The sequence below is a fragment of the Vibrio sp. 10N.222.49.C9 genome (genome assembly GCF_041474985.1).
GTDB lineage: Bacteria > Pseudomonadota > Gammaproteobacteria > Enterobacterales > Vibrionaceae > Vibrio > Vibrio crassostreae_C.
The window spans coordinates 15,137-39,066 of sequence record NZ_JBFRVD010000028.1 but is presented as its reverse complement, the minus strand read 5'-3'; the positions used below and the strand labels follow the sequence as shown (position 1 = coordinate 39,066).

19 protein-coding genes and 1 pseudogene are annotated in these 23,930 nt (G+C 43.9%); 9 read left to right on the top strand and 11 right to left on the bottom strand.

The window, feature by feature from the left end:
* Nucleotides 1-33 precede the first annotated feature (33 nt).
* The 4 genes and pseudogenes from galE to AB4585_RS12810 all read right to left on the bottom strand — a co-directional run.
* On the bottom strand, nt 34-1,047 hold the full coding sequence (galE, locus tag AB4585_RS12825) for a UDP-glucose 4-epimerase GalE (protein ID WP_372169982.1): 1,014 nt from the start codon (nt 1,045-1,047) through the stop codon (nt 34-36).
* Between the two features lie 82 nt (nt 1,048-1,129).
* Nucleotides 1,130-3,106 (bottom strand): diguanylate cyclase domain-containing protein, encoded by a 1,977-nt coding sequence (locus AB4585_RS12820; RefSeq protein WP_372169981.1) that lies wholly within the window; start codon nt 3,104-3,106, stop codon nt 1,130-1,132.
* Nucleotides 3,106-3,642, bottom strand: coding sequence for a YfiR family protein (locus AB4585_RS12815; RefSeq protein ID WP_017071502.1), 537 nt, complete (start codon nt 3,640-3,642; stop codon nt 3,106-3,108). Before AB4585_RS12815 ends, AB4585_RS12820 begins: the two co-directional genes overlap by 1 nt.
* Before the next feature lie 10 nt (nt 3,643-3,652).
* Nucleotides 3,653-3,847: pseudogene (locus AB4585_RS12810) on the bottom strand (hypothetical protein); the annotation flags it as partial.
* Between the two features lie 170 nt (nt 3,848-4,017).
* Between AB4585_RS12810 and AB4585_RS12805 the strand changes: the two are divergent.
* The 3 genes from AB4585_RS12805 (at nt 4,018) to AB4585_RS12795 (ending at nt 6,577) form a co-directional block, all read left to right on the top strand.
* Nucleotides 4,018-4,761, top strand: coding sequence for a 5-oxoprolinase subunit PxpA (locus tag AB4585_RS12805; RefSeq protein WP_017060084.1), 744 nt, complete (start codon nt 4,018-4,020; stop codon nt 4,759-4,761).
* 120 nt (nt 4,762-4,881) lie between these two features.
* The gene (locus AB4585_RS12800; RefSeq protein ID WP_372133276.1) at nt 4,882-5,634 is read left to right on the top strand and encodes an allophanate hydrolase subunit 1; all 753 of its coding nucleotides are present in this window, start codon (nt 4,882-4,884) and stop codon (nt 5,632-5,634) included.
* Nucleotides 5,627-6,577 carry a biotin-dependent carboxyltransferase family protein gene (locus tag AB4585_RS12795; RefSeq protein WP_372169978.1) on the top strand — a complete coding sequence of 317 codons (951 nt, stop codon included), beginning with the start codon at nt 5,627-5,629 and terminating at the stop codon, nt 6,575-6,577. Before AB4585_RS12800 ends, AB4585_RS12795 begins: the two co-directional genes overlap by 8 nt.
* A gap of 180 nt (nt 6,578-6,757) precedes the next feature.
* Here AB4585_RS12795 and AB4585_RS12790 read toward each other — a convergent pair whose 3' ends face one another.
* The 3 genes from AB4585_RS12790 to AB4585_RS12780 all read right to left on the bottom strand — a co-directional run bounded on the left by AB4585_RS12790 (nt 6,758) and on the right by AB4585_RS12780 (nt 11,859).
* Nucleotides 6,758-8,212 (bottom strand): FAD-dependent oxidoreductase, encoded by a 1,455-nt coding sequence (locus AB4585_RS12790; protein ID WP_017060081.1) that lies wholly within the window; start codon nt 8,210-8,212, stop codon nt 6,758-6,760.
* Between the two features lie 532 nt (nt 8,213-8,744).
* The gene (locus tag AB4585_RS12785; protein WP_372133279.1) at nt 8,745-11,183 is read right to left on the bottom strand and encodes an ABC transporter permease; all 2,439 of its coding nucleotides are present in this window, start codon (nt 11,181-11,183) and stop codon (nt 8,745-8,747) included.
* Nucleotide 11,184: 1 nt separating this feature from the next.
* Entirely contained in the window at nt 11,185-11,859 is a 675-nt protein-coding gene (locus tag AB4585_RS12780) for an ABC transporter ATP-binding protein (protein ID WP_372133282.1), read from the bottom strand.
* Between AB4585_RS12780 and AB4585_RS12775 the strand changes: the two genes are divergently transcribed.
* The 5 genes from AB4585_RS12775 (at nt 11,858) to mrdA (ending at nt 19,900) form a co-directional block, all read left to right on the top strand.
* Nucleotides 11,858-12,481, top strand: coding sequence for an arylesterase (locus AB4585_RS12775; RefSeq protein WP_017069908.1), 624 nt, complete (start codon nt 11,858-11,860; stop codon nt 12,479-12,481). The two genes, AB4585_RS12780 and AB4585_RS12775, sit on opposite strands and share 2 nt — an antisense overlap.
* Before the next feature lie 81 nt (nt 12,482-12,562).
* Nucleotides 12,563-13,762 carry an enoyl-ACP reductase FabV gene (fabV, locus tag AB4585_RS12770; protein ID WP_136974599.1) on the top strand — a complete coding sequence of 400 codons (1,200 nt, stop codon included), beginning with the start codon at nt 12,563-12,565 and terminating at the stop codon, nt 13,760-13,762.
* A 179-nt stretch (nt 13,763-13,941) separates the two neighbouring features.
* On the top strand, nt 13,942-15,849 hold the full coding sequence (locus tag AB4585_RS12765; protein ID WP_017060077.1) for a GGDEF and EAL domain-containing protein: 1,908 nt from the start codon (nt 13,942-13,944) through the stop codon (nt 15,847-15,849).
* A gap of 120 nt (nt 15,850-15,969) precedes the next feature.
* Nucleotides 15,970-17,625: an ABC-ATPase domain-containing protein gene (locus AB4585_RS12760; protein ID WP_017060076.1), complete on the top strand. Its 1,656-nt coding sequence runs from the start codon at nt 15,970-15,972 to the stop codon at nt 17,623-17,625.
* Nucleotides 17,626-18,001: 376 nt separating this feature from the next.
* Nucleotides 18,002-19,900 (top strand): penicillin-binding protein 2, encoded by a 1,899-nt coding sequence (gene mrdA, locus AB4585_RS12755; protein WP_136981853.1) that lies wholly within the window; start codon nt 18,002-18,004, stop codon nt 19,898-19,900.
* Nucleotides 19,901-20,045: 145 nt separating this feature from the next.
* Here the strand turns inward: mrdA and AB4585_RS12750 are convergent, their stop codons facing one another.
* Both AB4585_RS12750 and AB4585_RS12745 read right to left on the bottom strand, forming a co-directional pair.
* Nucleotides 20,046-20,666 (bottom strand): DNA-J related domain-containing protein, encoded by a 621-nt coding sequence (locus AB4585_RS12750; protein WP_372169973.1) that lies wholly within the window; start codon nt 20,664-20,666, stop codon nt 20,046-20,048.
* Nucleotides 20,667-20,975: 309 nt separating this feature from the next.
* Nucleotides 20,976-21,815 (bottom strand): isopenicillin N synthase family dioxygenase, encoded by an 840-nt coding sequence (locus AB4585_RS12745; RefSeq protein ID WP_372169971.1) that lies wholly within the window; start codon nt 21,813-21,815, stop codon nt 20,976-20,978.
* Nucleotides 21,816-22,016: 201 nt separating this feature from the next.
* On the opposite strand from AB4585_RS12745, the gene AB4585_RS12740 reads away from it, so the two are divergent.
* A complete protein-coding gene (locus AB4585_RS12740) occupies nt 22,017-22,625 on the top strand; it encodes a DUF2238 domain-containing protein (protein WP_372169969.1) in 609 nt (202 codons plus the stop codon).
* Nucleotides 22,626-22,732: 107 nt separating this feature from the next.
* Here AB4585_RS12740 and AB4585_RS12735 read toward each other — a convergent pair whose 3' ends face one another.
* A complete protein-coding gene (locus tag AB4585_RS12735) occupies nt 22,733-22,984 on the bottom strand; it encodes a hypothetical protein (RefSeq protein ID WP_017067298.1) in 252 nt (83 codons plus the stop codon).
* Between the two features lie 21 nt (nt 22,985-23,005).
* Nucleotides 23,006-23,911 carry a DMT family transporter gene (locus AB4585_RS12730; protein WP_372169967.1) on the bottom strand — a complete coding sequence of 302 codons (906 nt, stop codon included), beginning with the start codon at nt 23,909-23,911 and terminating at the stop codon, nt 23,006-23,008.
* Between the last annotated feature and the right edge of the window lie 19 nt (nt 23,912-23,930).

Here is a 23,930-nt window from a genome sequence, read left to right as displayed (position 1 = left end):
CTCTTAAGATCCTGTCTATGCGAAACCACTAGGTTAACCAGGGAATCCATTCGGGTTTGTTGACTGCCAGCGCCATGTATCTTCGGTCATTTCAGCCAATGTGCGGCTTGCATTCCAGCCCAGTTCTTTCTGAGCTTTAGCTGGATCTGCCCAACACTCTGCGATGTCACCAGGACGGCGTTCAACTAGCTTGTAAGGGATCTCTTTACCGCTTGCTTGTTCGAATGCTTTAACCATGTCTAACACACTTGAACCGTTACCCGTACCAAGGTTGTAGATATGAAGACCGTCTTTGCACCCTACTTTCTCAAGCGCTGCGATGTGGCCATCAGACAGATCCATTACGTGGATGTAATCGCGAACGCCAGTCCCGTCTTTTGTTGGATAATCGCTACCAAATACAGATAGGAATTCACGGCGGCCCACTGCTACTTGAGAGACAAATGGCATTAGGTTATTTGGAATACCTTGCGGGTCTTCACCTAGCTCACCACTTGGGTGTGAACCTACTGGGTTAAAGTAACGCAGCAGCGTAATGCTCCAATCTGGATTGGCTTTTTGGAAATCGGTTAAGCACTCTTCAACCATTAGCTTACTACGACCGTAAGGATTGGTTGCGCTTGTTGGAAAATCTTCTGTGATAGGCACACTCGCAGGATCGCCGTAGACCGTTGCTGAAGAGCTGAATACTAAGGTTTTCACACCAGCGTCACGCATTGCATCAACAAGAACTAACGTGCCGTTCACGTTATTGTCATAGTATTCAAGAGGCTTAGCCACAGATTCACCAACCGCCTTTAGGCCAGCGAAATGAATAACGGCTTCAATGTTGTGTTGCTTCATAGTTTCAGTCAAAAGTGCTTTATCACGAACGTCACCTTCAATGAAATTAGGGCGAACACCTGATACTTTTTCGATACGCTCTAGCACGCTTGGTTTACTGTTATACAAGCTATCAAAAAGTACAGGTGTCATACCTGCGTTGATCATCTGGATACTTGTATGGCTACCAATGTAACCCATGCCACCTGTAACTAAAACATTCATGTTTAGCAGACCTTTTAATTAAAAATATTCAACCTATCACTTATGATACAACAATTTAGGGTGAGCTCACAAACACCGGTGCCTATTTACCCTCACGAGCGAACACAAACTGACCTTTTCCTTTGCGTTTCGCTTGGTACATAGCCTCATCAGCAACCTTTAGAATCACGTCAATATCACGCTCTGAGCCATCAACTAAATTGATACCTAAGCTCGCCCCAACATGAAGTGAACGCTGTTTATAATTCACTTCTTGCCCGATCAGATCCAACAATCGCTCGGCTAACTTCGCTAATAAGACTTTGTTTGTCTGTTTAATAATAAGAACAAATTCATCACCCGACAAACGTGCAACCAAATCCCCCGCTCTTACCTGAGATAATAACCGGTTTGACACTTCTTTAAGGATTTCGTCACCCGCATCGTGACCATAGTTGTCATTCACTTCTTTGAAGCCATCCAAATCCAAGTAAATAACCGCAAAATGCTGATTTGAATAGTGGCTCGACGTGACAACATCATCCATAACCTTATACAGCTGCGCTCTATTCGCTAACCCGGTTAATGCATCGTGATGAGCCAAGTGTTCGAGTCTTTCCATCTCTTTAACGTTGGATAAATCAGACAGCGTTAATACCATATCAAACTCGTCTTTCTCGTTGTCTGAGGCAATTCGATTCACTTTGACAAACATTGGAACTAACGTGCCGGACGCGCTTTTCTCCCACACTTCGCCTTGCCATTGACCATAGTTTTCTAACGAACTGCGAATTGTCGGCATCAATGATGAAAATTGCTGCCACGAAAATACTTCAAATGGTGTTTTGCCCACCAGCAGATCAGAGTGATAACCGAGAAGTTGTGTGATCGCCGGGTTAACCATGGTTATCACATTGGATGAGTTGAGCACGATCAAGCCGTCTTTACTGTTTTCGAAAACACCCGCAGCAATACGTTGGCGACTCATGGCCGTTTCTATGTCGGTGACATCTTGGATTGCATAAAGAATACGACCATGTTTTGTCAAAGAACGACTGCTCACACGAAGCCAGCGTTTTGATTGAAAGAGATCGGTGGTTTCCAGCAATTCGTCATTAAGTTCAATATTGGCATCAATAACATCTTGTAAGTAACCCGTTTGCTTGGTCGCGATCAACTCTTGGATCAACAAATTCTCAAGAAAGGCTTCCGAGCATTTAAAAATATCCCGAGTAGCTGCGTTCGCATGAAGAATGAGCCCTTTTTCATCCACCACCAACAAAGAGTGCTGAACGGTTTCAATGACCTCATTTGCGAATGATTTTTCTTCTTGTAACTTGTCTAACGTAAAATTGATTTGGTTATCGCGATGTTGAAGCCTTTCTAACATGGTATTGAAAGCTCGAACCAGATCGCCGATTTCATCGCGGTTCGTTACGACTAATTTAGGCTGCTTCGAACGACGCTCAACAAAGGCTTGCATCGCCTCATTGAGGTCAAACATCGGTTCGATAATCAAGCGTTGCACCAATTTGACCACTACTCCGCCTAACATCACCAGAAACAACAGGTAGACGACCGCAACCTTGAAAATATTCGTTAAGATCGAATTAAACGTCTCTTTCGATATTGTTACTCTCAAGTTCGCGATCACTGCGCCATCCAGTGTCACTGGAACGAGCAAGAAGATGAAATGCTCAGAGATGGCAAATTGATGATCGGCGATATCGTCTAATTCTTCTGCGTTTGGCCTTGGAACCAGAGTGTTGCTCACCTGATAGCTGGCAAAAAGCTGTTCGTTGATGTCATAGAGCTTCACTCTAACAATATCTTTATCTGCGACGAAAGCTGACAATATTTCCTGAGCCGATGACTTGTCTTCAAATAAAATCGCGGCTTGCAAGTTATAAGCAACACCTTGTGCTAGCACTTTAACACGCTGAATAAGACTCTCTTTCTCTCTCTCAAACGTGACAGTGTAATTTACCGATTGGATCGTTACAAAAGTGACTGCGATGAAGATGATAATGGGTAATATCAGCTTGTTTTTAATCGATATGTTATTAATGAAAGACAACATTATTGGCCCTCCACTATAGCGATTCGTAACAGGTTCGAGCCAATGACGTAGTCACCGCGCCTTGCGTTCTCTAGATTGATCTTAGGTTTGAGCTTATTATCGATGTGCGTGAGTTCAATGATTCCACCTAAGTCCGTAAAGTTAGGGATATCACTGATTGTCACAGTATGTGGCGAGTGCTCTTGACTAAGAAATTGGTCATTTTTACGGTCAGACAAATACGTAATATCACACTTAGAAGTAATCGACTGTTGAACTCGGATAGCGAGCGAACGAATAGATTTTCCTTGTGTAATCGACGTCAGTGCTTTGCTTACCTTCTCATCTCCAATCACACAGAAGTTAACCGTATTCATGGTGCTCTCGTCGTTCCAACGAATAAAGTTGGCAATTCTAAAAAGGTACACCGCTTTCACTTCATAAGGCTTGAAGCTAGCCGCCGATGTATTCAAAGGCACAATAAACATAGCTAAAGTGGCAAGGCTGAGTTTAGTAAAACCGAGCTTAATACGGTACTTGAGCCACTTAGAATTCATGAGAGACCCTCACATATACGGACTCTTGGTTGACACAAATCTCGGTAAGTTTTTGTGTCACTTTCGAAGCCGTTTCCATTTCGACATCTAACATAGACAACTCTTCAAGGCTCATCGACATCAGCTGGTCTAGAGAGTTTTCTTGAGCAGAGACAAAAACAGGTATCATTAATGCTAGTCCTAAGCAAACCTGGCGGGATATCATGTGCTCACCTAATATACAGATAGATATTAATCCTTTAATCAATAGTTCAACTATATATGAAATGCCATACTGGTAAATCTACGGTGTCGAAAGTTTGAGTTAGGTCACTGTTTATTTATGGTATTTATAAGACCGTCATTACTTACCTCAACGTAAAGGATTAGCACCACGTGACAACGAAGATTTTGCTTAATTGCGACATGGGAGAAAGTTTCGGCAATTGGAAGATGGGCGATGACGAGTCGGTCATGGAATGGGTCGATATGGCAAACATCGCTTGTGGCTTCCACGCGTCTGATCCGCACGTTATGTCCAAGACGATAAAACTGGCGCAGCACTATCACACCCAAATTGGTGCTCATCCCGGTTATCAAGATCTCGTTGGTTTTGGTCGCCGTTCTATTCCACACACCATGGACGAAATCAGTGAGCTGGTTTGTTATCAAGTCGGTGCATTACAAGCCCTTTGCCGCTATCACCATACCACTGTTGGCTATGTGAAACCTCATGGCGCTCTTTATAACGATATGATGGCAAACATTGATGTGTTCAATGCGGTAGCCCAAGCCGTCGCTGAATTTAACATCCCGTTGATGATTCTCTCTTCATCAGACAATCAACAGTATTTGGATATTGCTGACGACCATGACTTGCCTCTCTTGTTTGAAGCGTTTGCCGACCGTGCTTATTTAAATAACGGACAATTAGCGCCACGTACTCAAAAAGGCTCGGTTTACGTCAATCAAGACGATATCTATAACCAAGTTATGCAAATCATTAACTATGGCTCGGTTACGACTTTAGAGGGCGAAAGACTGCCTATTGAAGCTGATACTATCTGTGTTCATGGTGATAACCCTCAATCCATCGCATTAATTAGAAAAATCAGACAAGACCTCAACGCTTTTAATTAGTATGAAGCGTGTGATTGGTATGACGCATGGTCTAATCGCTCGTGAGATCTAATTGATTTGTATTGGCTTGGACACGGAAGTGAGACACGCCAAGTAAGCAAACAAACGTATGGAAACGAAATGACGACGAATCAGATTGAATACAATATAGCGCCAATCGCGGAATGCAGCGTTTTGGCGACCTTGACGCTATCGCCTTCAAATAATCAATCTAGCGCCGAATATGCGCAATACATAGCTCACTTTTCCGATGCCATTCGCCAAAACTTAGCATCGGTGTTGATGAATGTGACACCGGCTTACCAAACAATATTGGTCGACTACCTCCCTTATCGAATATCAGAACAGCAGCTCATTGAACAGCTCAATAATTTGTTGAGTCATGCTCTGTCGTCCTTTTCTAGTGTTAGTAAAACTCGCGATACGATTGAGCTTCCTGCCTATTACTCACCAGAAACGGCGCTCGATTTAGACCGATATCAAAACAAAGGCCTGTCGCTCGACCAGATAATTCAACATCACACCTCACAGACATACAGCGTCAGTGCGATTGGGTTTACGCCTGGCTTTGCCTTTATGTCGGATGTGGTTAATGAGCTTGCCTTGCCCCGTCACTCCACACCCCGCTTAATTGTGCCCAAAGGCAGTATCGCCATCGCGGATACGAAAACAGCTGTGTACCCTTCGGATTCACCGGGCGGTTGGAATATTATTGGCAATTGCCCACTTCCGTTGTTCGATCATAGCCAGTTGAAGAACGCCGATATCACGCAAAGACCACTGTCTCTGCTTAATGTTGGTGATACCGTCCGTTTCATAGCGATTTCAAAAAAAGAATTTGTAGAGTTGGGTGGAGGCATCGTAAATGGCTAAGACAAAAACTAAACCAACACTGACAGTGATTAAGCCCGGCCCGTTGAGTTTGATTCAAGACTTTGGGCGATTTGGTGTTGCTCATCTTGGATTAACGCAAGGTGGACCGGTTGATGACTACTCTTATAGCTGGGCTAACCATCTATTGGGCAACCCAGTCAACCAAGCGGCGTTGGAAATCACGCTTGGGCAATGTGCGTTGAGAATCGATTTTGATTGCGAGATGGCACTATGCGGGGGTGATTTACAAGCGAAACTCGATGGTAAACCACAGGCTAACTGGAGCACTTTTCAAGCTTTTAAGGGGCAAGTTCTCTCATTTGGTTTGCCTAAAAATGGTCTAAGGGCGTATTTAGCCATTAAGGGCGGTTTCGATGTTCCATCAACTCTTGATAGCTGCTCTACAGTCACTCGTGAAAAGATTGGTGGATTAACGCAAGATGGCGAGCCATGCCAGCAAGGGCAACAAATCGCTTTTACCCAACACCAACTCTCTCATCCATTTAAAGCGTTGAGTGTTACCTTCCGATACACACCTGATTACAATCTACCCGTGAACCTACGAGTGATTGAAGGCTATCAAAGCGAGCTATTCTCCGAGTCAGCAAGAGAGATTTTGTATAACGCGCAGTATCACGTTGACCAAAACTCTAATCGGATGGGTTATCGACTCAGTGGCGAGCCCGTAGACTCGCCTGACATTTCGCTATTGTCAGAAGGCATTGCCCTAGGTGCGATTCAAATTCCACCAGATGGACAGCCTATCGTGCTGCTTAATGATAGACAGACCATAGGTGGTTATCCGAAGATAGGATGTGTCGCCAGAATCGATTTACCACGCTTGGCGCAAGCAAAACCTGGACATGCGATATCGTTCAGCAAGGGCGATCGCTTGGGCTTACAAGATGTTTGGTGCCAATGGGCTCAGTTTTTCGGCTATTAGTTTTTGCGATGTGTTATGTGCTAAATGCTATGTAGCTGAGAATAATCAACTAGGAAGATGTCATTTAGATGAGGTTCGGTATCTAAGCAGATGTTGAAATGAAGATTCGGCTTACCTATTACAGTAAGCCGAATTGAAGAAATTAAACGCAGTCGATGATGATAGACCAATTATAGGCTATTAAGCGTGATCTTGACCTGACACCTTGGCAAGCGCTTCTGGGTATCCACGTTCTTGTGTCAAATCTATCGCTCTGTTTTCAATATCATTTAGATTAAGTGACATTGTCACTGAGTGTGTGTCTTCAATAGATGCCGCCTCTGATACATCAAACCATTGCTCAGCGACCTTTTGTGCCGCTTCTAATGTTGAAGAAGCTTTTACTACTTCAAGTCGAGCATAGCGATCCCCACAGAATGAAACGTCTGAAGCTCTTAAGCTTGGATCGGTTCCCGGAATCTGTTGTGCACCAAACAAAGGTTTACCACCGACCAATGCAGAACTGAAACTTGGGATGAACTGAGACATATGCGTTATTGCCGCGCGAGTTCTTAATTCAAGCTGATCTTCACTCCAACCCGATACGATTTTCTTAAGCAGCTTCGAAGGCAACTGTGGCTGTGACGAGTCTGTTGACGATGAAACAAGCCCACCCTCAAACAGAGTAATCCCTTCTGTCATGCCGTGAAGTTGGAACACACCATCAGCATACGGCGTTAATTGCGCCATGCCTTGCGGTGTGCCTCTCGGGCCATGGAAGATAACTTCTGGCCACTCTTCCTTACATTCTTGCGAATATGGCCACTCTGTAACGTATGCAGCTTTAAACTCAACAAGTCTTTGCTGCTTAGAGCCAACAAAGTCATCTACGATACCCGTTTCAAACCCACTCGCATTAATCAAGTAATCGGTCGTTAGTTGGCAGCTTTGGTTTTCGGCATCGGTATAAGTCAAAGACCAACCTTGACCTGTCGACTCAACAGATTGTAATCGGCTGTTGGTTAACACAGTACAGTTAGCTTGTTGCCCCAAAGAGAGTTGAGCGGTCGCAGAAAGTCGGAATACGCTCCAGCCATACTCTTGGACCATCGCAACAGGATACTTTAGGGTCTCTAAATCCGTATGCTTGGCGAAAGGAATACACCAATCATCAAGCGATGTTGGTTTCAGAGGCTGTGTTTTCGCAGAAAGTGCTAATAAATCTTCTTTGCTGTACAGCTTATAATACTCTTCCGGATCACCGAGCACTTGGTTGCTTTTATCTTGTTTAACAAGATCGGCATAAGCGCTTTTGATTATCTTGAGACGAGGAAGCAGATCCAACGGCTCTCCACCATCACTGTGCGGAACGGCGATGATTGTCGGACGAATATTGATCGTATGAGGGAATAAGCGGACGGTATCAATTGACTGTGTGAGCAATTGAAGACACTGCTCTACAGAAATATCTCGATACAAATTGCCGCCAGCGTGCAGGTGGCAAATTGGTGGACCATTAACCAAACTCGGCCCTTTTTCTAAGATAGTGACCTTAAAACCCAACTCACTAAAGTGAATCGCGCTCGTTGTTCCGGCAATACCACCACCAACAATGGCAATAGAAGGTTGATTTGTATCCGTTTTGTTGTGGTTCATCGTGTTCTGTAGAATAGGATTAACTGCCTCTATTCTACTTTTGTTCTGCGATGAATTAAAACACATTTTTATCAAGGTCTTAGATAGGCGGGATTTAATATCTATGTAAAAAACATAAATAATCTCTTGACTCAATAACTCCAGATAGGGTTTTAAAGGTTATTCTAACAGTCAAATTTGTCCTAAGTGACGCCACATAAAGGCTGCCTCAGTACTCTTAAAACATAGCGGTTAACTTATCCCTAAAGTTATCCACCGTTTTTGTGGATAACTGTTGATAACGTTCTTGCTAAGTTGCGCAAACCCTTTGTTTACAGGGACTAACCGCTGTTCATTAAATCGGCATTATTGGGTAATTAGTTTTAAAAAATGCTAAAAACAGTGGAATCTAAGGTGCGATATTTTTTACTTATGCTACCGGTTGGTTAAATAAAAAACGGTCTAAAGCGACGTATTATAAATAGTGCATGACTAAGTATAAATAATCTCACTTTTAGACCGTTTTAAGCGCTTGGCTAGATCTCGCTAACGACTAGCCAAAATCCTTGTTTACTGGTGCCAACAAACGTTTGATTAAGCTATTCACTACCGCGGCTAATGTGATGAACGTTAGCACCGGTAGCGCTATCCACAACATCGGGTGAAGTGAAGGTTGTAACTCAAAACCAAAGTTCATCACTCCTGCCACGCTGAGCTCAGAACCAAGGGCTGCAATTGAGCCTGCGACTAACGCCATTAAACCGTACTCACACCAAATAGTATTGAGAATTCGCTTCTTACTCGCGCCTAATGTTCGATACAAGCGTATCTCTTGTTGTCTTTGAGATAAGCTCAATCGCAATAGAGTGAAGATAAGCAACAGCCCCGCCACCACACCTAACGCCGCAAGTACGGTAATCGACCAAACAATCTGCTTAAGCAACTCTTGGATCTTGCTACCCATCTTGCGAATATCCATCAAACTCACGGTTGGATGATTTCGAGAGAGTTCATTGAGCATCTGATTGTGTTGTTCTTCTAATCTGAAGCTCACGAGCCAAGTAGAAGGGATTGAACTCAAGACATCTGGAGTAAAAATGAAGTAGAAGTTCGGCTTCATTTCTCGCCACTCGACTTTGCGGATGCTATTCACCTTGGCAGAAACATTCTGGCTGTTGATTGTGAATGACAGCTCATCGCCAATCTTTAGATCCAGTTGCTCCGCGACATCCGATTCCACAGATACGCCATGCTCTTGCGTCCAGTTACCTTCTAACACTTCATTGTACTCGGGCAAGCTATCTCCCCAAGTGAAGTTGATCTCTCGACTTAGTGCATCTGTTTCGCCTGAGGTATCGCTGTATTCCGACGCTTCAACACCGTTTATCGTCGTCAGTCGTCCTCGGATAATTGGAAACGCTTGAGTACGCTCTACTTCGTTTGCATCAATCGTCTCGAGATAACTGTCTTTTTCATAACTTGCAATGTTAAGTGCAAACGCATTCGGTGCGTTCTCTGGCAAGGTTTGCTGCCAATCTGACAGTAAATCACTTCTTACCAACCAGATGATAGACAGCAACATCAGTGAAAGCGCTAAAGAGCCAAATTGAATCCCAGTTGCTAAAGGTGTGCGATTAATTCGACTCAATGCTAAACGCATAGACGTAGATGTCGGCAACTTACTAACCAAACGCAGAACAAGCGTACTAACGACCGCAAGCACTAAGAACAGGCAAGCGATACCCGCTAGAACTATCCATACCAATAGATTGTCGCCATACATCAGCATCATTGGAATAGTCGGTACCAGTAACAACAAATATTTCTTGTAGCTTTCATTAGACTGGTGACTTGATTGAATAACGCTGATTGCCGAGGTATTGACCAAGCCAATTAACGGGATACCAAGAGCAGGAACACCAATTAAGATGCTTGATAAAATCGCCAAGATCGCAGGTTCAATACCATAGCTAGGAAGTGGCGTTGGTAATAAGTCGCCCAGAGGTATACGAAGCAAAAACTCTAAGCCGATACCGATAGTTATTCCCAGTACTGCACCGATAACCACTAATAGAGATACCTGTACAGACAACCATTTAACGATCCACTGCTTGCTTGCACCTAAACTCTTAAGCATCGCGATGGTTTTACGGCGACTCGCAACATAATGTTGGCAAGTGAGTACCAAAGTGGTCGCAGCCATAATCACAACAATTGCAACGGTTAACGAAAGATATTGAGTCGTGCTTTCGAACATGTCGTTAGTACGGCTCGCAGAATCTTGAGTACGCCAGCGATCGCTTGGTGTTAATTCTACGCTGTCTTGCGCGGCTTGCAGTTTTGTATCATCACCGTTGAGAAACAGCCTAAAACTAACACGACTGCCCGGTTGAATCGCTCCCGTGGCATCAATATCGCTTGTATGAATCAGAACGGCTGGCATCTGTTGGAATGGGTTAAAGCTTAAGCCTGGTTCTTGAGTGATTCGTCCAGTTATCGCTAAATCGGCATCGCCAATAGTGACAACGTCACCAATCTCAACCTCTAACTGTGCAAATATACGCTCGTCTAACCAAAGTTCCCCTGGCTCAACATGGTTACTTGATGCTTTATCAGCGCCCTCTAAGATCATTTCACCGCGTAATGGGTAATTACTTTCAACTGCTTTTACCGTCACTAACTGCATTGAGTTATCACTGAATGCCATGGTTGAAAAACGAGTCAACTGAGAGCTTTCTAACTGTTCAACTTGAGTGAGGTCTAACAAGGATTGTGGAACAGGGTTTGCTGAGATAAACACGCTATCGGCAGTAAGCGCATCTTTGCCCTGCTTAACAATTACCTGTTCCATACGTTCGGCCAGCGCCGACAATGCAAATACACAAGCAATAATAAGCGTTAAAGCGATTGAAACTGGCCACAACTGACCGTGTCGAATCTCTTCGATACTCCATGAAAACAGGCGTTTATTCAGTCCGTTTGATGAATTCAATTTAGACTTCCTCTATCTGACCGACATGCATCTTAAGTGTTCTTTGGCAACGTTGTGCAAGCTTAGGATCGTGTGTCACCAAAACTAACGTTGTGCCATGGGATGAGTTCAATTCAAACAACAACTCGACAATTTTGGCAGCCGTTTGTTGGTCTAGGTTGCCTGTGGGTTCATCGGCAAAAAGAATTTTTGGCTTAATCATAAATGCGCGCGCCAACGCGACCCTTTGTTGCTCACCACCCGATAGTTGAGACGGCAAGTGATCAAGCCTGTCTTTCAAGCCTACTGATTCAAGCAGAGCAGTCGCGCGTTCGATGTCTTCGTCTGCTCCCTTCAACAAACAAGGTAACGTGACATTTTGCAGCGCAGAAAGGCTTGGAATTAACAAGAAGCTTTGAAATACAAACCCTACCGATTCACTGCGGATCTTAGCCCTTGCCTCATCATCAAGCAGTGAAAGTGGCTGTCCTAATAAACTGATTTCGCCTTTCGTTGGTACATCAAGACCAGCTAACAGCGTCATTAGGGTCGATTTACCTGCACCAGACGTGCCTACGATCGCGACCGTTTCGCCTTCACGAATATCGATATCAACGCGCTCTAGGATTGTTAAATGTTCTTGATTAGTAGACACTGTCTTGGAAACAGCTTCTGCTTTAATGATGGATGTATGCATGACTCGACTAATTTCCTTTTTATTTTTTATTTTATTTTCAACCGCTTCTTTAGCTCAAGGCTCTGCGTCAGCTCAAGATTCAAAGTTATTGGTACTTGGCGATAGTTTGAGTGCTGGTTACAACATGGACATCAAACAGAGTTGGCCAAGTTTGTTGCCAGACGCGCTAGCAAAACATGATAAAGCGGTTACCGTGGTTAACGGGAGTATCTCTGGTGACACAACGGGCAATGGTTTAGCTCGTTTGCCTCAACTACTTGAAGAACATGCTCCAGACACCGTTCTTATCGAACTTGGTGCGAATGATGGACTTCGTGGTTTCCCACCTAAGCTGATGTCTGCAAATCTTGAGCAGATCATTGAGCAGATAAAAGCTGCGGGCGCCAAACCTATAATGATGCAGATTAAAATCCCACCAAATTACGGAAAGCGTTACAACCAGCAGTTTGAATACGTTTTTGCAGCGCTTGCTGATCAACAAAACGTGCCACTTTTGCCGTTTTTCCTAGAGCATATCATCCTCAAACCTGAGTGGATGATGAACGATGGACTGCATCCAAAACCAGAAGCTCAACCTTGGATTGCTGAATTCGTCGCCGAAGAATTATATCAGTATCTTTAAGTTTTAATGGTCTAGCTCAATAAATTTTACACAGCTTTACGTTAGCCTGAGTGCATATCACCGTTAACTGTAAGGTTATTTATGCTGATCGAACCTGTTATCAAGGGTGTGGTAGCCAAAAGCGCTCACCCTCTTGGCTGTCAAGAAGCCGTAAAGCAACAAATCAAGTTTGTTAAGAGTGCGCCGCAAATCAAAGATGGCCCTAAACGAGTACTGATTATCGGCGCTTCCTCAGGCTTTGGCCTTGCCGCTCGTATTGCCCTTACCTTTGGCGGCGCAAAAGCTGACACTATCGGCGTCTCATTCGAGCGCGGTCCAAACGAAAAATCCCTAGGTAGTGCTGGTTGGTACAACAACATCTACTTCAAAAAAGAAGCCGAACGAGAGCAACGCACTGCTATCAACATCGTTGGCGACGCATTTTCGCAAGAAACACGCTCACAAGTTGTCGAAGCCATTGAAACCTACTTCGAAGGTGAAGTCGATCTCATCATTTACAGCTTAGCCGCAGGTGTGAGACCAAAACCAGACTCCGATGAATTTTGGCGCTCAGCTATTAAACCGATTGGCGAAAGCGTTACTGGCGCGACGATTTCCCTTGAGCACGACGACTGGGTGACCAACACGCTCGACGCTGCAACAGAAGAAGAAGCCGAAAGCACACTCAAAGTGATGGGAGGCGAAGATTGGGAACAATGGATAGATGAGCTCATCAACGCAGAATCTATTGCTCCGGGTTGTAAGACAATCGCGTTTTCTTATGTGGGTCCAGAAGTCACACATCCTATCTATTTAGACGGTACATTGGGACGCGCTAAGATCGACCTTCACCAAACCAGCCACGCTCTTAATCTAGAGTTAGCTAACTTTGATGGCAACGCTTACGCGGCGGTATGTAAAGCCCTAGTCACTAAAGCGAGCGTTTTCATCCCTGGATTAAGCCCTTACTTACTTGCTTTGTATAAGGTGATGAAAGAGAAAGAGACCCACGAAGGTTGTATCCAACAAATGCAGCGTCTGTTTGGCAGTAAACTTTATGGTCAATCCAAAGTACCACTTGATGGTGAGCGATTGATCCGTATGGATGATTGGGAATTAGACCCAGAAACCCAAGCGCACGTAACTGAACTGCTAGAAAAGATGGACGAAAATAACTTCCAAACCTTAGGGGATTACCAAGGGTTTAAAGAAGAATTTCTACAATTAAATGGGTTTGCTCAACCATCGGTAGATTATAGCCAGAAACTTAATACAGAAGATTTTATAAAGTTAAAGCCTTAATCTAAAATTATCTCATTACTGAGACCCGGATTCACATTTGAAAACCTCTGCATAATTGCGGAGGTTTTTTCGTGCAACATTTCTTATACTTAGTTAACGTAAGATTCACAGTTTTCTTTGGTTCATCATAATTAACACAGGATGTGTTGATGCATTTAGCATAATTGACTCGGAGTCATATGAAGAAAATAAAAACTCTCGATTTAGATATCCCAGACGATATGGAGCACGGTTGGCAGAATATTGTCGACCTCTTAGCTCAAATTACTCAAGTGCCCGCAGCACTAATCATGCGTGTTCACGCCAATTACATTGAAGTTTTTTCAACCAGTCGTAGCGAGAACAACCCATACAACAAAGGTGATTCTGAAACGCTGGGGAATGGGCTGTACTGCGAAACAGTGATGGAAACTCAACGACAGCTTCTTGTGCCTAACGCGCTTGCCGATCCTAAGTGGGACAACAACCCAGACATCAAACTCGGCTTAGTCTCCTATTGTGGTATTCCATTACTTTGGCCTAACGGTGAACTGTTTGGCACCATTTGTATCTTGGACTCGAAAGAGAATCACTACACCCCTACTTATATCAAACTGTTAGAGAGCTTTCGGACTTCGATTGAATCTCAGCTTAAAACCCTATTCCAACACGCCAAGCTTACCCAAATGAATCGCGACCTAAAAAACCGCGTTTACAATCGCACTAAAGATCTCGCGAGCCTTAATTACTCGTTGAATCAAGAAATTGATAAACGAAAAGCGGCTGAACAGAAGATTAACTTCCAAAAGAATCACGACCTCGGCACCGGCTTTTTAAACCGAAACGCATTTGAATCTCGCTTAAACCACAAGCTACTGTCACAGAGAAGGCTGACAGACAGCTCATTTGCAGTCGTTCATATTGGTTTTACCAACGGTAGACGCATACAAGCACGCTACGGCTATAACGCGTTAGACCAAGTGCTTGTTGAATACCGAAAACGCATCGACTGTATTTCTGATATCGATGTATTAACTGCACGCCCTACTTCGGTTGACCTCGTATTGGCGTTTAGCGTTAAAGATTTACACCATCGCCTTGAAGAACTTTGCCAGACGCTCGTTAAAGTTGGTCATTCAGAATTCGACATCGAAAGTGACAAAGTGCATTTGCACGCGTTTATTGGGATTGCAATTACGAACGACGAAGATGACGCGGAAAGCATTCTGCAGAAATCTTCTGAAGCGATGTTAGCCTGCAAAGATTCAGGACAAAAGTTCGCTTACTACTCTCAATCCCATACCGAAGAACAAACTCACATTAATAAGATCGAAGGCTATTTGCTTCAAGCCGTTCGTAATGATGACCTTATGCTCTACTTTCAACCCAAAGTTAGCCCGTTGACGCATCGCTGGGTCGGTGCTGAAGCTTTGCTTCGTTGGCGACATCCTGTTTTGGGTGATATCTCTAACGAAACCCTGATCCACATGGCTGAACAAAACGGTTTGATTTTCGAAGTGGGCAGCTTTGTTTTACGCAATGCGATTGAAAAAGCCAAAGAGTGGTCCGAATACGTTGAAGATTTCAAGATGGCTGTGAATGTGTCTGCAATTCAACTCAAGAACGTACACTTTGCGGAACAAGTGGTTCACCTACTCGAAACCTATCATTTAGAGCCTCGTTTCTTAGAACTTGAAGTTACGGAGAGTGGACTGATAGCAGATGAAGTGGTTGCCAAGAATACCTTGGGATCTTTGCACGATATTGGCGTTACATTGTCACTAGATGACTTCGGTACGGGCTACGCCTCCTTCAGTTATCTGAAGAAGTTCCCATTCGACACCATTAAGATTGATAAGAGCTTTATCGACCAAATGCTCAACTCACACGAAGACTCGGAAATTGTTCGTTCTATTGTCCAAATTGCCAAAAAGCTCGACTTAAAAGTGACGATTGAAGGCATAGAAACGGAGGTTCAGGAGCAATTTATTATTAACGAAGGCTGCGATGTGGGCCAAGGTTACCTTTACGGAAGACCAATGCCGAGCCAAGAATTCGAACACAGCTTAATCAATCAAAACTATTTGGGGACAACTCGTTACGCTTAAAGCGAAAAAGAGCAGTTAGTTTTGGATTTAGGCCTACTTTCTCTTTACTCTAAAGGTGGTGATTTTTATAATCGCCGCCTTTCTGTTTTTATCTTTCCCCTTATATAGGCATTCCTCGTTATGGATCAGTTGACTGCAAAGCTTAAAAAGCTCGAAAAACAAAACTACCGTGCATATCAACAAATTAAAGGTCAATACGACTTTGCTGATTTTGAATTACACATCGACCACATCCAAGGTGACCCATACGCGTCAGCTTCTCGTTTTCGTGCAACGCGCGCGTGGTCTTTGACCGGGTTAGATTGGCTGAAAGAAAAATCTTACGAATACCAAGTAGCCGCTCGTGACTTTATCGCACGTAGCTTCTCTGAGTTCGCGAAACAAGAGTCGACCGTTTCTATCGCGCTGACGGGTCAAACCGTATTAGACAACACAGCTGTTGTATTCACAGACCACGGCATCGAAATTCGTTTCCGTATTAATTTACCAGCTGATGGTCGTAGCATTCTTGCTAAGAAAGCGAACAACATCATCACTTTCTACTTACCGAAGTTTATTCGTCGCGCGACGCTTGAGCGTGAGTTAAACATCGATGCAATGATCAAACATTGTGAAACGATTGAAGACCAAGAAGCGCTGCGTGCTCAATTGGATGAAAACAACCTAGCCGCTTTCGTTGCAAACGGCAGTGTGTTACCTCGTATCGCGGGTAACTGCGACCTTCCAATGAAAGACGCGGTACCTTTCGCGGCTCCAGAATCATTGAGTGTTACGTTAAATACTCCAAACCAAGGTGACGTGACCGGCCTAGGCATTCCAAAAGGCATTACGCTGATCGTTGGTGGTGGTTTCCATGGTAAATCGACACTGTTGAACGCCGTTGAACGTTCTATCTACAACCATATTCCTGGTGACGGTCGCGAAGGCATTGTAACTGCGATTGATACGATGAAGATCCGCGCTGAAGATGGTCGATGTGTGCACAGCTTGAACCTGTCAAACTACATCAACCATTTACCAATGCAGAAAGACACATCTGACTTCAGCACACAAGATGCGTCAGGTTCTACGTCTCAAGCGGCTTGGTTACAAGAATCGATTGAAGCCGGCGTTCAAACTCTACTTATCGATGAAGATACGTCAGCGACTAACTTCATGATTCGTGACGAGCGTATGCAAGCGCTAGTGTCAAAAGGCGATGAGCCAATCACACCACTTGTCGACCGCATTGGTCAGCTTCGTGAAGAGATGGATATCTCTACCATTGTTGTAATGGGTGGCTCTGGTGATTACCTAGATGTCGCGAACACTGTGATTCAAATGCACGACTACCAAGCGGTAGATGTGACTGAAAAAGCAAAAGACGTGATTGCTCAGCACCCTACTCAGCGTACTAACGAATGTGAAACTGCTTTAGAAACGTTTGTACCGCGTTCATTGAACCGTGCTTCACTGATGAACATTCTGACTGACGGTAAATTCCGTGTTAATGCTAAAGGCAAAGAGTCACTGCGTTTTGGTAAAGAGTTTGCAGACCTTTCTGCGCTTGAGCAATTAGAATCACCGTCTGAAGTGAATGCGATCGGTTGGGCTTGGTTCCAATTCGCACAAACTCCAGGTTGGTCAAACAACCCTGCTAAAGAGTTTAACGCTATTTTAGAAAACGAATGGCACGCTAACATGCCTAACTACGGTGACCTAGCGAAACCAAGAACGTTAGATGTGATGGCTGCTCTGAACCGTATGCGTAAATCTCAGTTCAAGCCTTCGAACTGATTTCGTTAAATATCGGATTTATTGTGCTTCTAGGTTTTTGAAGTTTTAATCTTCTAATTTACTAAAGCTTCTAAGCCACTAAATAAGCAAATTAACCTTCTACGGCTCTCATTCTGAGGGCCGTAAATTTATCTAACCTCTTTTGACCTAACCCCTAGTGTCGTCAAAACTCTTGAACTTTATAAATTCATAAAACCAATCTTTACATCAATTACTTATCATCTTTTGTAATGAGAAAATTAAAGGCACTGTTTACCGCCATCTAATGCTGTCGATCCCTCAAAACATGACACAGCTTTTACAAAACCCTAGTGATATTCAGATAAAGTCCCGATTCGACAAGTGTAACCAAATGTAACAGACCCTTGAGGCTTCAATGAATCATAAACGCGTTAAGATGCGTGACCATAAAATCGAAGTGAACCTATTCAAAAACCGCGTAATCGTCGCGTTTTGTGGGATCTTGATGTTCACTCTTGTCTTAGTCGGCAATCTATACCGACTTCAAGTTGAAAATTTTAAAAGCTATCAAACTCGTGCCGATGGCAACAGAATCAAAGTATTACCTATCGCCCCTACTCGTGGACTTATTTACGACCGTAACGGCGTGTTACTTGCAGAGAACAAGCTTGTCTTTGATCTAACCATGATTCCTGAGCAAACCGATGATGTCGATGCAATGCTCGCCAAGCTAGACAAATATGTCCCCCGTGATGCAGAGCAGATCGCTCGTTTCAAAAAACGCTATCACAACACCCGCCGTTTTAAATCTGTGACTATTCTAGAGAACTTAACGGAGGAAGAGATCGCCAAGTTCTCCGTGCACCAGTACCAGTTCCCCGGCTTATCTATCGATACCAGCTTAAAGCGTTTTTACCCGAATGGTGAGGTGCTTACCCATGTTCTTGGTTACGTGGCGCACATCAATGATAGCGATCTCAGAAAGCTTGAAGAACAAGGGATAGAAGCGAATTATCAAGCTACAACAATCATAGGAAAACTGGGTGTTGAACGTTATTACGAAGATATTCTGCACGGCACCAAAGGTTATCAAGAAGTCGAAGTAAACAGCCGTGGGCGAATAGTCCGAACCATTGAGTACGTGCCGCCAGTAGCTGGTAAAGATATCGTGTTAAATATTGACCTTGAGCTGCAAAAATACGTCTTTGAGCAACTTGATCACCGAACTGGAAGCGCGGTTATTCTCGATCCGAAAGACAACAGCGTGTTGGCGATGGCATCAAGCCCGAGTTACGACCCTAACCTATTTGTCGACGGCATTTCGAGTAAGAACTACCAACGTTTATTGAATGATCCGGCTCACCCGTTGGTTAACCGCACCACTCTAGGCGTTTATCCTCCTGCCTCAACCGTTAAACCATTTATGGCTGTGGCAGGACTGCAAGAACATGTCATCTCTGAAGATACCATCCGTAACGACCATGGCGTTTGGAGAATTCCTGGCTCTAAACGAAACTCTAAATCGTGGCGTGACTGGAAACGTTGGGGTCACGGACCTGTCGATGTCACTCAAGCCATTGAAGAGTCGGTAGATTCATTCTTCTATCAAACCGCTTTCGATTTGGGTATTGACCGAATTTCAAGTTGGATGAACCGATTTGGATTTGGTGAACCGACAGGCATTGATATCTATGAAGAAAGTACCGCCAACATGCCGACTCGAGAATGGAAGATGATGCGTTATCGCACCCCTTGGTATCAGGGTGACACAGTTCCGATTGGTATTGGCCAAGGTTATTGGACATCGACACCTATGCAACTTGCTAAAGCAACGTCAGTATTGGTTAATCATGGTAAGGTGATGCCACCTCATATCTTAAGAGCCACCTTAGATCATGGTGAAGATTTCAGTACACAACAACTTGTCGAACCGGAGCCAATGCCCTCAATCACCGAAGTACCGGATAGAATTTGGGATGTGCCAATCAATGCGATGCGACTCGTAAACCACGGTAATCGAGGCAGCGGCAGACGTGCATTTAAGGGAACTGAATACACGAGCGGCGGTAAATCAGGAACTGCACAAGTCTTTGATCTTGCGAAAGACCAGGTCTACAACTCGAAGAAACTCGCTAGACACTTGCTTGACCATGCGCTTTACACGGCTTTCGCACCGTATGAACACCCTGAATATGTCGCAACTGTGGTCATTGAACACGGTAACGGCGGTTCAAAAGTCGGTGCGCCTTATATCCGTAAAGTACTCGACTATGCCTTTGAACATAAAAGTGGCGAGAGCAAAGATCACTCCTAACACCAATAACTTAAGTCGCTACAGCACATAACGTAGTTACCCAAAACATAACGTAATGACGACAAAGCCCCACTTGTATCACTCACAATGTGGGGCTTTCCGTTTTAGGGTTCTGAGCAATTAGACAGCTAGAAATGCCTCTCGATTATGGGCTTCTTAATACATGCCATGCTTCACAGAGCGTCTGAAATTTTGCGGTGTTGCCTTCGTCTCTGTCCGGATGCCATCTCAATGCCAGTTGTCGCCAACGTTTTCTAATTTCATGGTGTGTCGCGCCTAAAGGTAACTCAAACAGGTTCAATGCTCGACTTCGATCCATATCGAGTTCATCACCACCCACATACTTTCTATACCGAGTCCAAAATTCGTTCAACAGCCTTTTGACTTCACCTTCATCCGCTTCATAGTTAACCCAATTAATGTAGTATTCTCGAAGTGGGTCTTGATGATCGATGCTGTGACTGCTTCCGTGATAACGACCATTCATCAATTCGATGTCCATCGCTTGGACTTGGAGCCAACCATCTGGGTGTAAGGTTTCTTGAAGCTGATAAAGCGCATTCATGATAAGGAAGTTCTTTTTAAACAACTCTTTCTCAGGCACAGCATCCAACACTGGCACAAACCCAAGATCGTTCAGATGAGCTGCCAATGTGTGTACTTTCCATCCGCTTGGCTTTTGCTTAAGCACTTCCATTATCGGCCAAAGCAATGGGTTTTCCATATGGCAATGAAAGTTTGCTCTCACATCTTGATAATTCGACATAGTTGACTCAGTTAGCTTCTCTGAATTAATGGATTTCTAGAACTGTGGATACTATAAGTAACCTGTTTCGCATCCGTTGCGTATCTTCTTTAATTGAAAGCGATTTTCTAAGATTTGTCGAGCTTAAGGACAAACAACTTTCTAACGTTTGGCTTAAAGGCACCTTTTATCGTCAAAACTGAGTACCACTTCGTTGAATACAACCGTTAGTAATAAAGCCGCAATTCTTTGGTACGGATACAAAAAAGGTCAGCGACTTAGCTGACCTTTCACATCTATCCCAATTTTAGGGACGAAGCATTGAACTGACTAGATAACGCCAAGCTCTCTTAGACGTTCCATTAGGTATTCGTTTGCTGTGTACTTTTCAGATAGCACTACTTCTGGTTTCGGGTGAAGGAATAGAGGCAAAGAGATACGAGACTTCTCTTGGCGTTCACCTGATGGGTTGATTACACGGTGAGTTGTCGATGGGAAGTAACCACCAGATGCTTCTTGAAGCATGTCACCGATGTTGATGATCATGTTACCGAAGTCACATGGAACATCTAGCCACTCGTCATTTTGAGCTTTAACTTGAAGGCCCGGCTCGCTTGCAGCAGGAAGAACCGTCAGTAAGTTGATGTCTTCGTGTGCCGCAGCGCGGATTGCACCTGGCTCTTCATCACCTTGCATTGGAGGGTAGTGAAGAACACGAAGCAGAGTCTGTTCACTGCCGTTGATCATTTCTGATAACGCTATAGAGAATTTATCTTGTACTTCTTTAGGAGCATGAGCTTCAACCCAACCTAGCAGCTCTTGAGCAAAAGCATTCGCACGTTGGTAGTAATCTAGAATCTGTTCTTTCAGCTGTTCAGGGATTTGGCCCCAAGGGTATACGTGAAAGTACTCTTTGATGTCTTTTACAGTGTGGCCTTTAGCAACTTCAGACACTGAAGGTGGAAAATATCCATCTTGTGTTTCAACATTAAACTGGAAGTTCTCTTTCTCTTCAGAGATGAAGAATTGGTACCAGTTTTCGTAAATTGACTCAACAAGCTCTTTCGGGATTGGGTGGTTCTTAAGAACACCAAAACCAGTTTCACGTAGAGAGCGAACAAATTGTTCTGCTGCGTCGTCAGCAAGGTAATCGACAGTTTCCAGTTTCATGACTTTCTTTCTTGTTATGTAGTAATAGAGCGATTTTAAGGATCGCTTTGTTGTAAATCAAACTTTTGTGAAACTCTAGCAACCGTTTGTCTAGATACTGGGCGATAACACCACTTTTCAACAAATCTGGTGATTAAGACCCAATTGAACACTGTTCATTATTGTGTAACACTATTAAAAACTTCGACGAGAGATCTTGATATGACAATCACGCCACTTGCTCAAAATCGACCATTGCTGTCATTGACGACGCTGTATCTGACTGTGTTTCTATTTTCAGCGTTCGCTCCCTCTTCAAGAGCGGTGTGGATTGCCGAAATTGTCCCAGCGCTCGCAATATTGGTGGGTATTTGGTGGTTATCAACAAAGCTCACCTTCACTAAGACAGCTTACGTTTTGATGTTTATCTGGTTGATTTTGCATACGATAGGCGCAAAATATACCTTCGCGGAAGTGCCATTTGATTGGTTCAATAACATGATAGGTTCAGAACGGAATAACTTTGACCGTGTCGCGCATTTCTCTATTGGCCTTTATGCTTACCCACTCGCTGAGTACTTGATTCGTAAAAAACTGGCTCAACCGGTGCTTGCATGTTTCCTTGCGTTATTTGCGATCATGAGTGTGGCTGCAGGTTATGAAATTATCGAGTGGTGGTACGCGGAGATTGCAGGTGGTGATGAAGGTATCGCGTTCCTTGGCTCACAAGGTGATATTTGGGATGCACAAAAAGATATGCTGTGTGACACCACGGGCGCAATTGTCTCGCTATTACTTCTTAAGCTTCAATGGCGTGTCAGAGCTTACTGAGCTCAATTCTTTACTCTGAGTATCAAAAGCAATGTTGAAATGCCACACACAAACTGCGCTGTGGCATTTTTAGTTTCAGCATTGTTTGCTCGTTTTAATGTGACAGGTTATTTCATCGTTACCTTACCACCAACAAACTTGTAGGCTGGCGTACCTCGAACCAAAGTGTCACGCGCAAATTCAATCCCGCATTCAGGGCACACACATGGCTCTGTCGTGAAATCTTCAACGATACGCTCCTTAAAACATTTCACGAGTGCACCTTTGCCACCTTTCCGATACTTAAAAAGCTGCGTTTTACATTTGGCACAGAAAATCTGAACCGTCTTGGTCGGTTGTTTCTTGTTTGGTTTAGCCATAGAAGTTAATGATTGAACTCTTTATTTCTTAAGTTTAGGGGCGACAAGAACCAAGCTTATCCCTAGAAGTATAACGGTTAATGAGACTATAAATTGCATAGTGACAGGTTCAGATAACAGTAATACACCACCAAGTGTTGCGATAACTGGAACAGAAAGCTGTGCAATAGACGCAACCACGGTATTCAGTTTTTTCACTACGTAATACCACAAACTATAACCCACACCGGAAGCCACCGAGCCCGATATAACCGCGTAAATCAAACCTGGTTCAGTGATAGACACTTGCGTTAACGCATTAGGTATCAAAATTAATAAGCTCAATGCCACAAGGATAACTAGCGAACTGAATCCAAAGTTAGCGGTGGTCGATTGCAGTGCGTTTGACGATTTCTTTCCTGCCAATGTGTAAATGCCCCACCCAATTCCGGCCAGAGACATCAAGATAATAGAAACTAAGTCGGGTACTTGAGTCGATTCCGTTGGCATTAACAAGTAAACAAGCCCTGCCACAGATAACAAACACCCGCCCCACTCAATGAGTGACATTCTGTTGCCAGAAAGCAAGTGCGCGGCAATCATCGTAAATTGCACTGCGACAAACAACACCAGCGCACCAAGACCTGCGCCAAGCTCTAAGTAAGCAAACGAGAAACCAAACATATACACGAGCAGTGACAGTATTGATGTTAATTGAAACTGTGATTTGAGTTTTGCATATGCCGATGTGTTGTTTGTTAACTCACGTTTAGACTTAGATTGGGAAGATAACGTTAATAAAATCAGAAGCGTAAGCGCACCAGATAAGATGCGAACGATCGAAAAGCTCAAAGGATCAATCGTTTGATCCATTAAGGCCCAGCGACACAAAACTGAATTAGCAGCAAATGCCACCAGCGTAATAAATGTAACCATCAGAGTTTGCATCGTTTTTTCCTAAATGAGT

Bases quoted from the DNA above. Each gene is read 5' to 3' on its own strand.
- mrdA (WP_136981853.1), top strand. From the start codon at position 18,002: ATGAATCATAAACGCGTTAAGATGCGTGACCATAAAATCGAAGTGAAC.
- AB4585_RS12735 (WP_017067298.1), bottom strand. From the start codon at position 22,984: ATGGCTAAACCAAACAAGAAACAACCGACCAAGACGGTTCAGATTTTC.
- AB4585_RS12745 (WP_372169971.1), bottom strand. From the start codon at position 21,815: ATGAAACTGGAAACTGTCGATTACCTTGCTGACGACGCAGCAGAACAA.
- AB4585_RS12800 (WP_372133276.1), top strand. From the start codon at position 4,882: ATGACGACGAATCAGATTGAATACAATATAGCGCCAATCGCGGAATGC.
- AB4585_RS12760 (WP_017060076.1), top strand. From the start codon at position 15,970: ATGGATCAGTTGACTGCAAAGCTTAAAAAGCTCGAAAAACAAAACTAC.
- fabV (WP_136974599.1), top strand. From the start codon at position 12,563: ATGCTGATCGAACCTGTTATCAAGGGTGTGGTAGCCAAAAGCGCTCAC.
- AB4585_RS12740 (WP_372169969.1), top strand. From the start codon at position 22,017: ATGACAATCACGCCACTTGCTCAAAATCGACCATTGCTGTCATTGACG.
- AB4585_RS12765 (WP_017060077.1), top strand. From the start codon at position 13,942: ATGAAGAAAATAAAAACTCTCGATTTAGATATCCCAGACGATATGGAG.
- AB4585_RS12730 (WP_372169967.1), bottom strand. From the start codon at position 23,911: ATGCAAACTCTGATGGTTACATTTATTACGCTGGTGGCATTTGCTGCT.
- AB4585_RS12815 (WP_017071502.1), bottom strand. From the start codon at position 3,642: ATGAATTCTAAGTGGCTCAAGTACCGTATTAAGCTCGGTTTTACTAAA.
- AB4585_RS12775 (WP_017069908.1), top strand. From the start codon at position 11,858: ATGACTCGACTAATTTCCTTTTTATTTTTTATTTTATTTTCAACCGCT.
- AB4585_RS12780 (WP_372133282.1), bottom strand. From the start codon at position 11,859: ATGCATACATCCATCATTAAAGCAGAAGCTGTTTCCAAGACAGTGTCT.
- AB4585_RS12790 (WP_017060081.1), bottom strand. From the start codon at position 8,212: ATGAACCACAACAAAACGGATACAAATCAACCTTCTATTGCCATTGTT.
- AB4585_RS12820 (WP_372169981.1), bottom strand. From the start codon at position 3,106: ATGTTGTCTTTCATTAATAACATATCGATTAAAAACAAGCTGATATTA.
- AB4585_RS12795 (WP_372169978.1), top strand. From the start codon at position 5,627: ATGGCTAAGACAAAAACTAAACCAACACTGACAGTGATTAAGCCCGGC.
- AB4585_RS12750 (WP_372169973.1), bottom strand. From the start codon at position 20,666: ATGTCGAATTATCAAGATGTGAGAGCAAACTTTCATTGCCATATGGAA.
- galE (WP_372169982.1), bottom strand. From the start codon at position 1,047: ATGAATGTTTTAGTTACAGGTGGCATGGGTTACATTGGTAGCCATACA.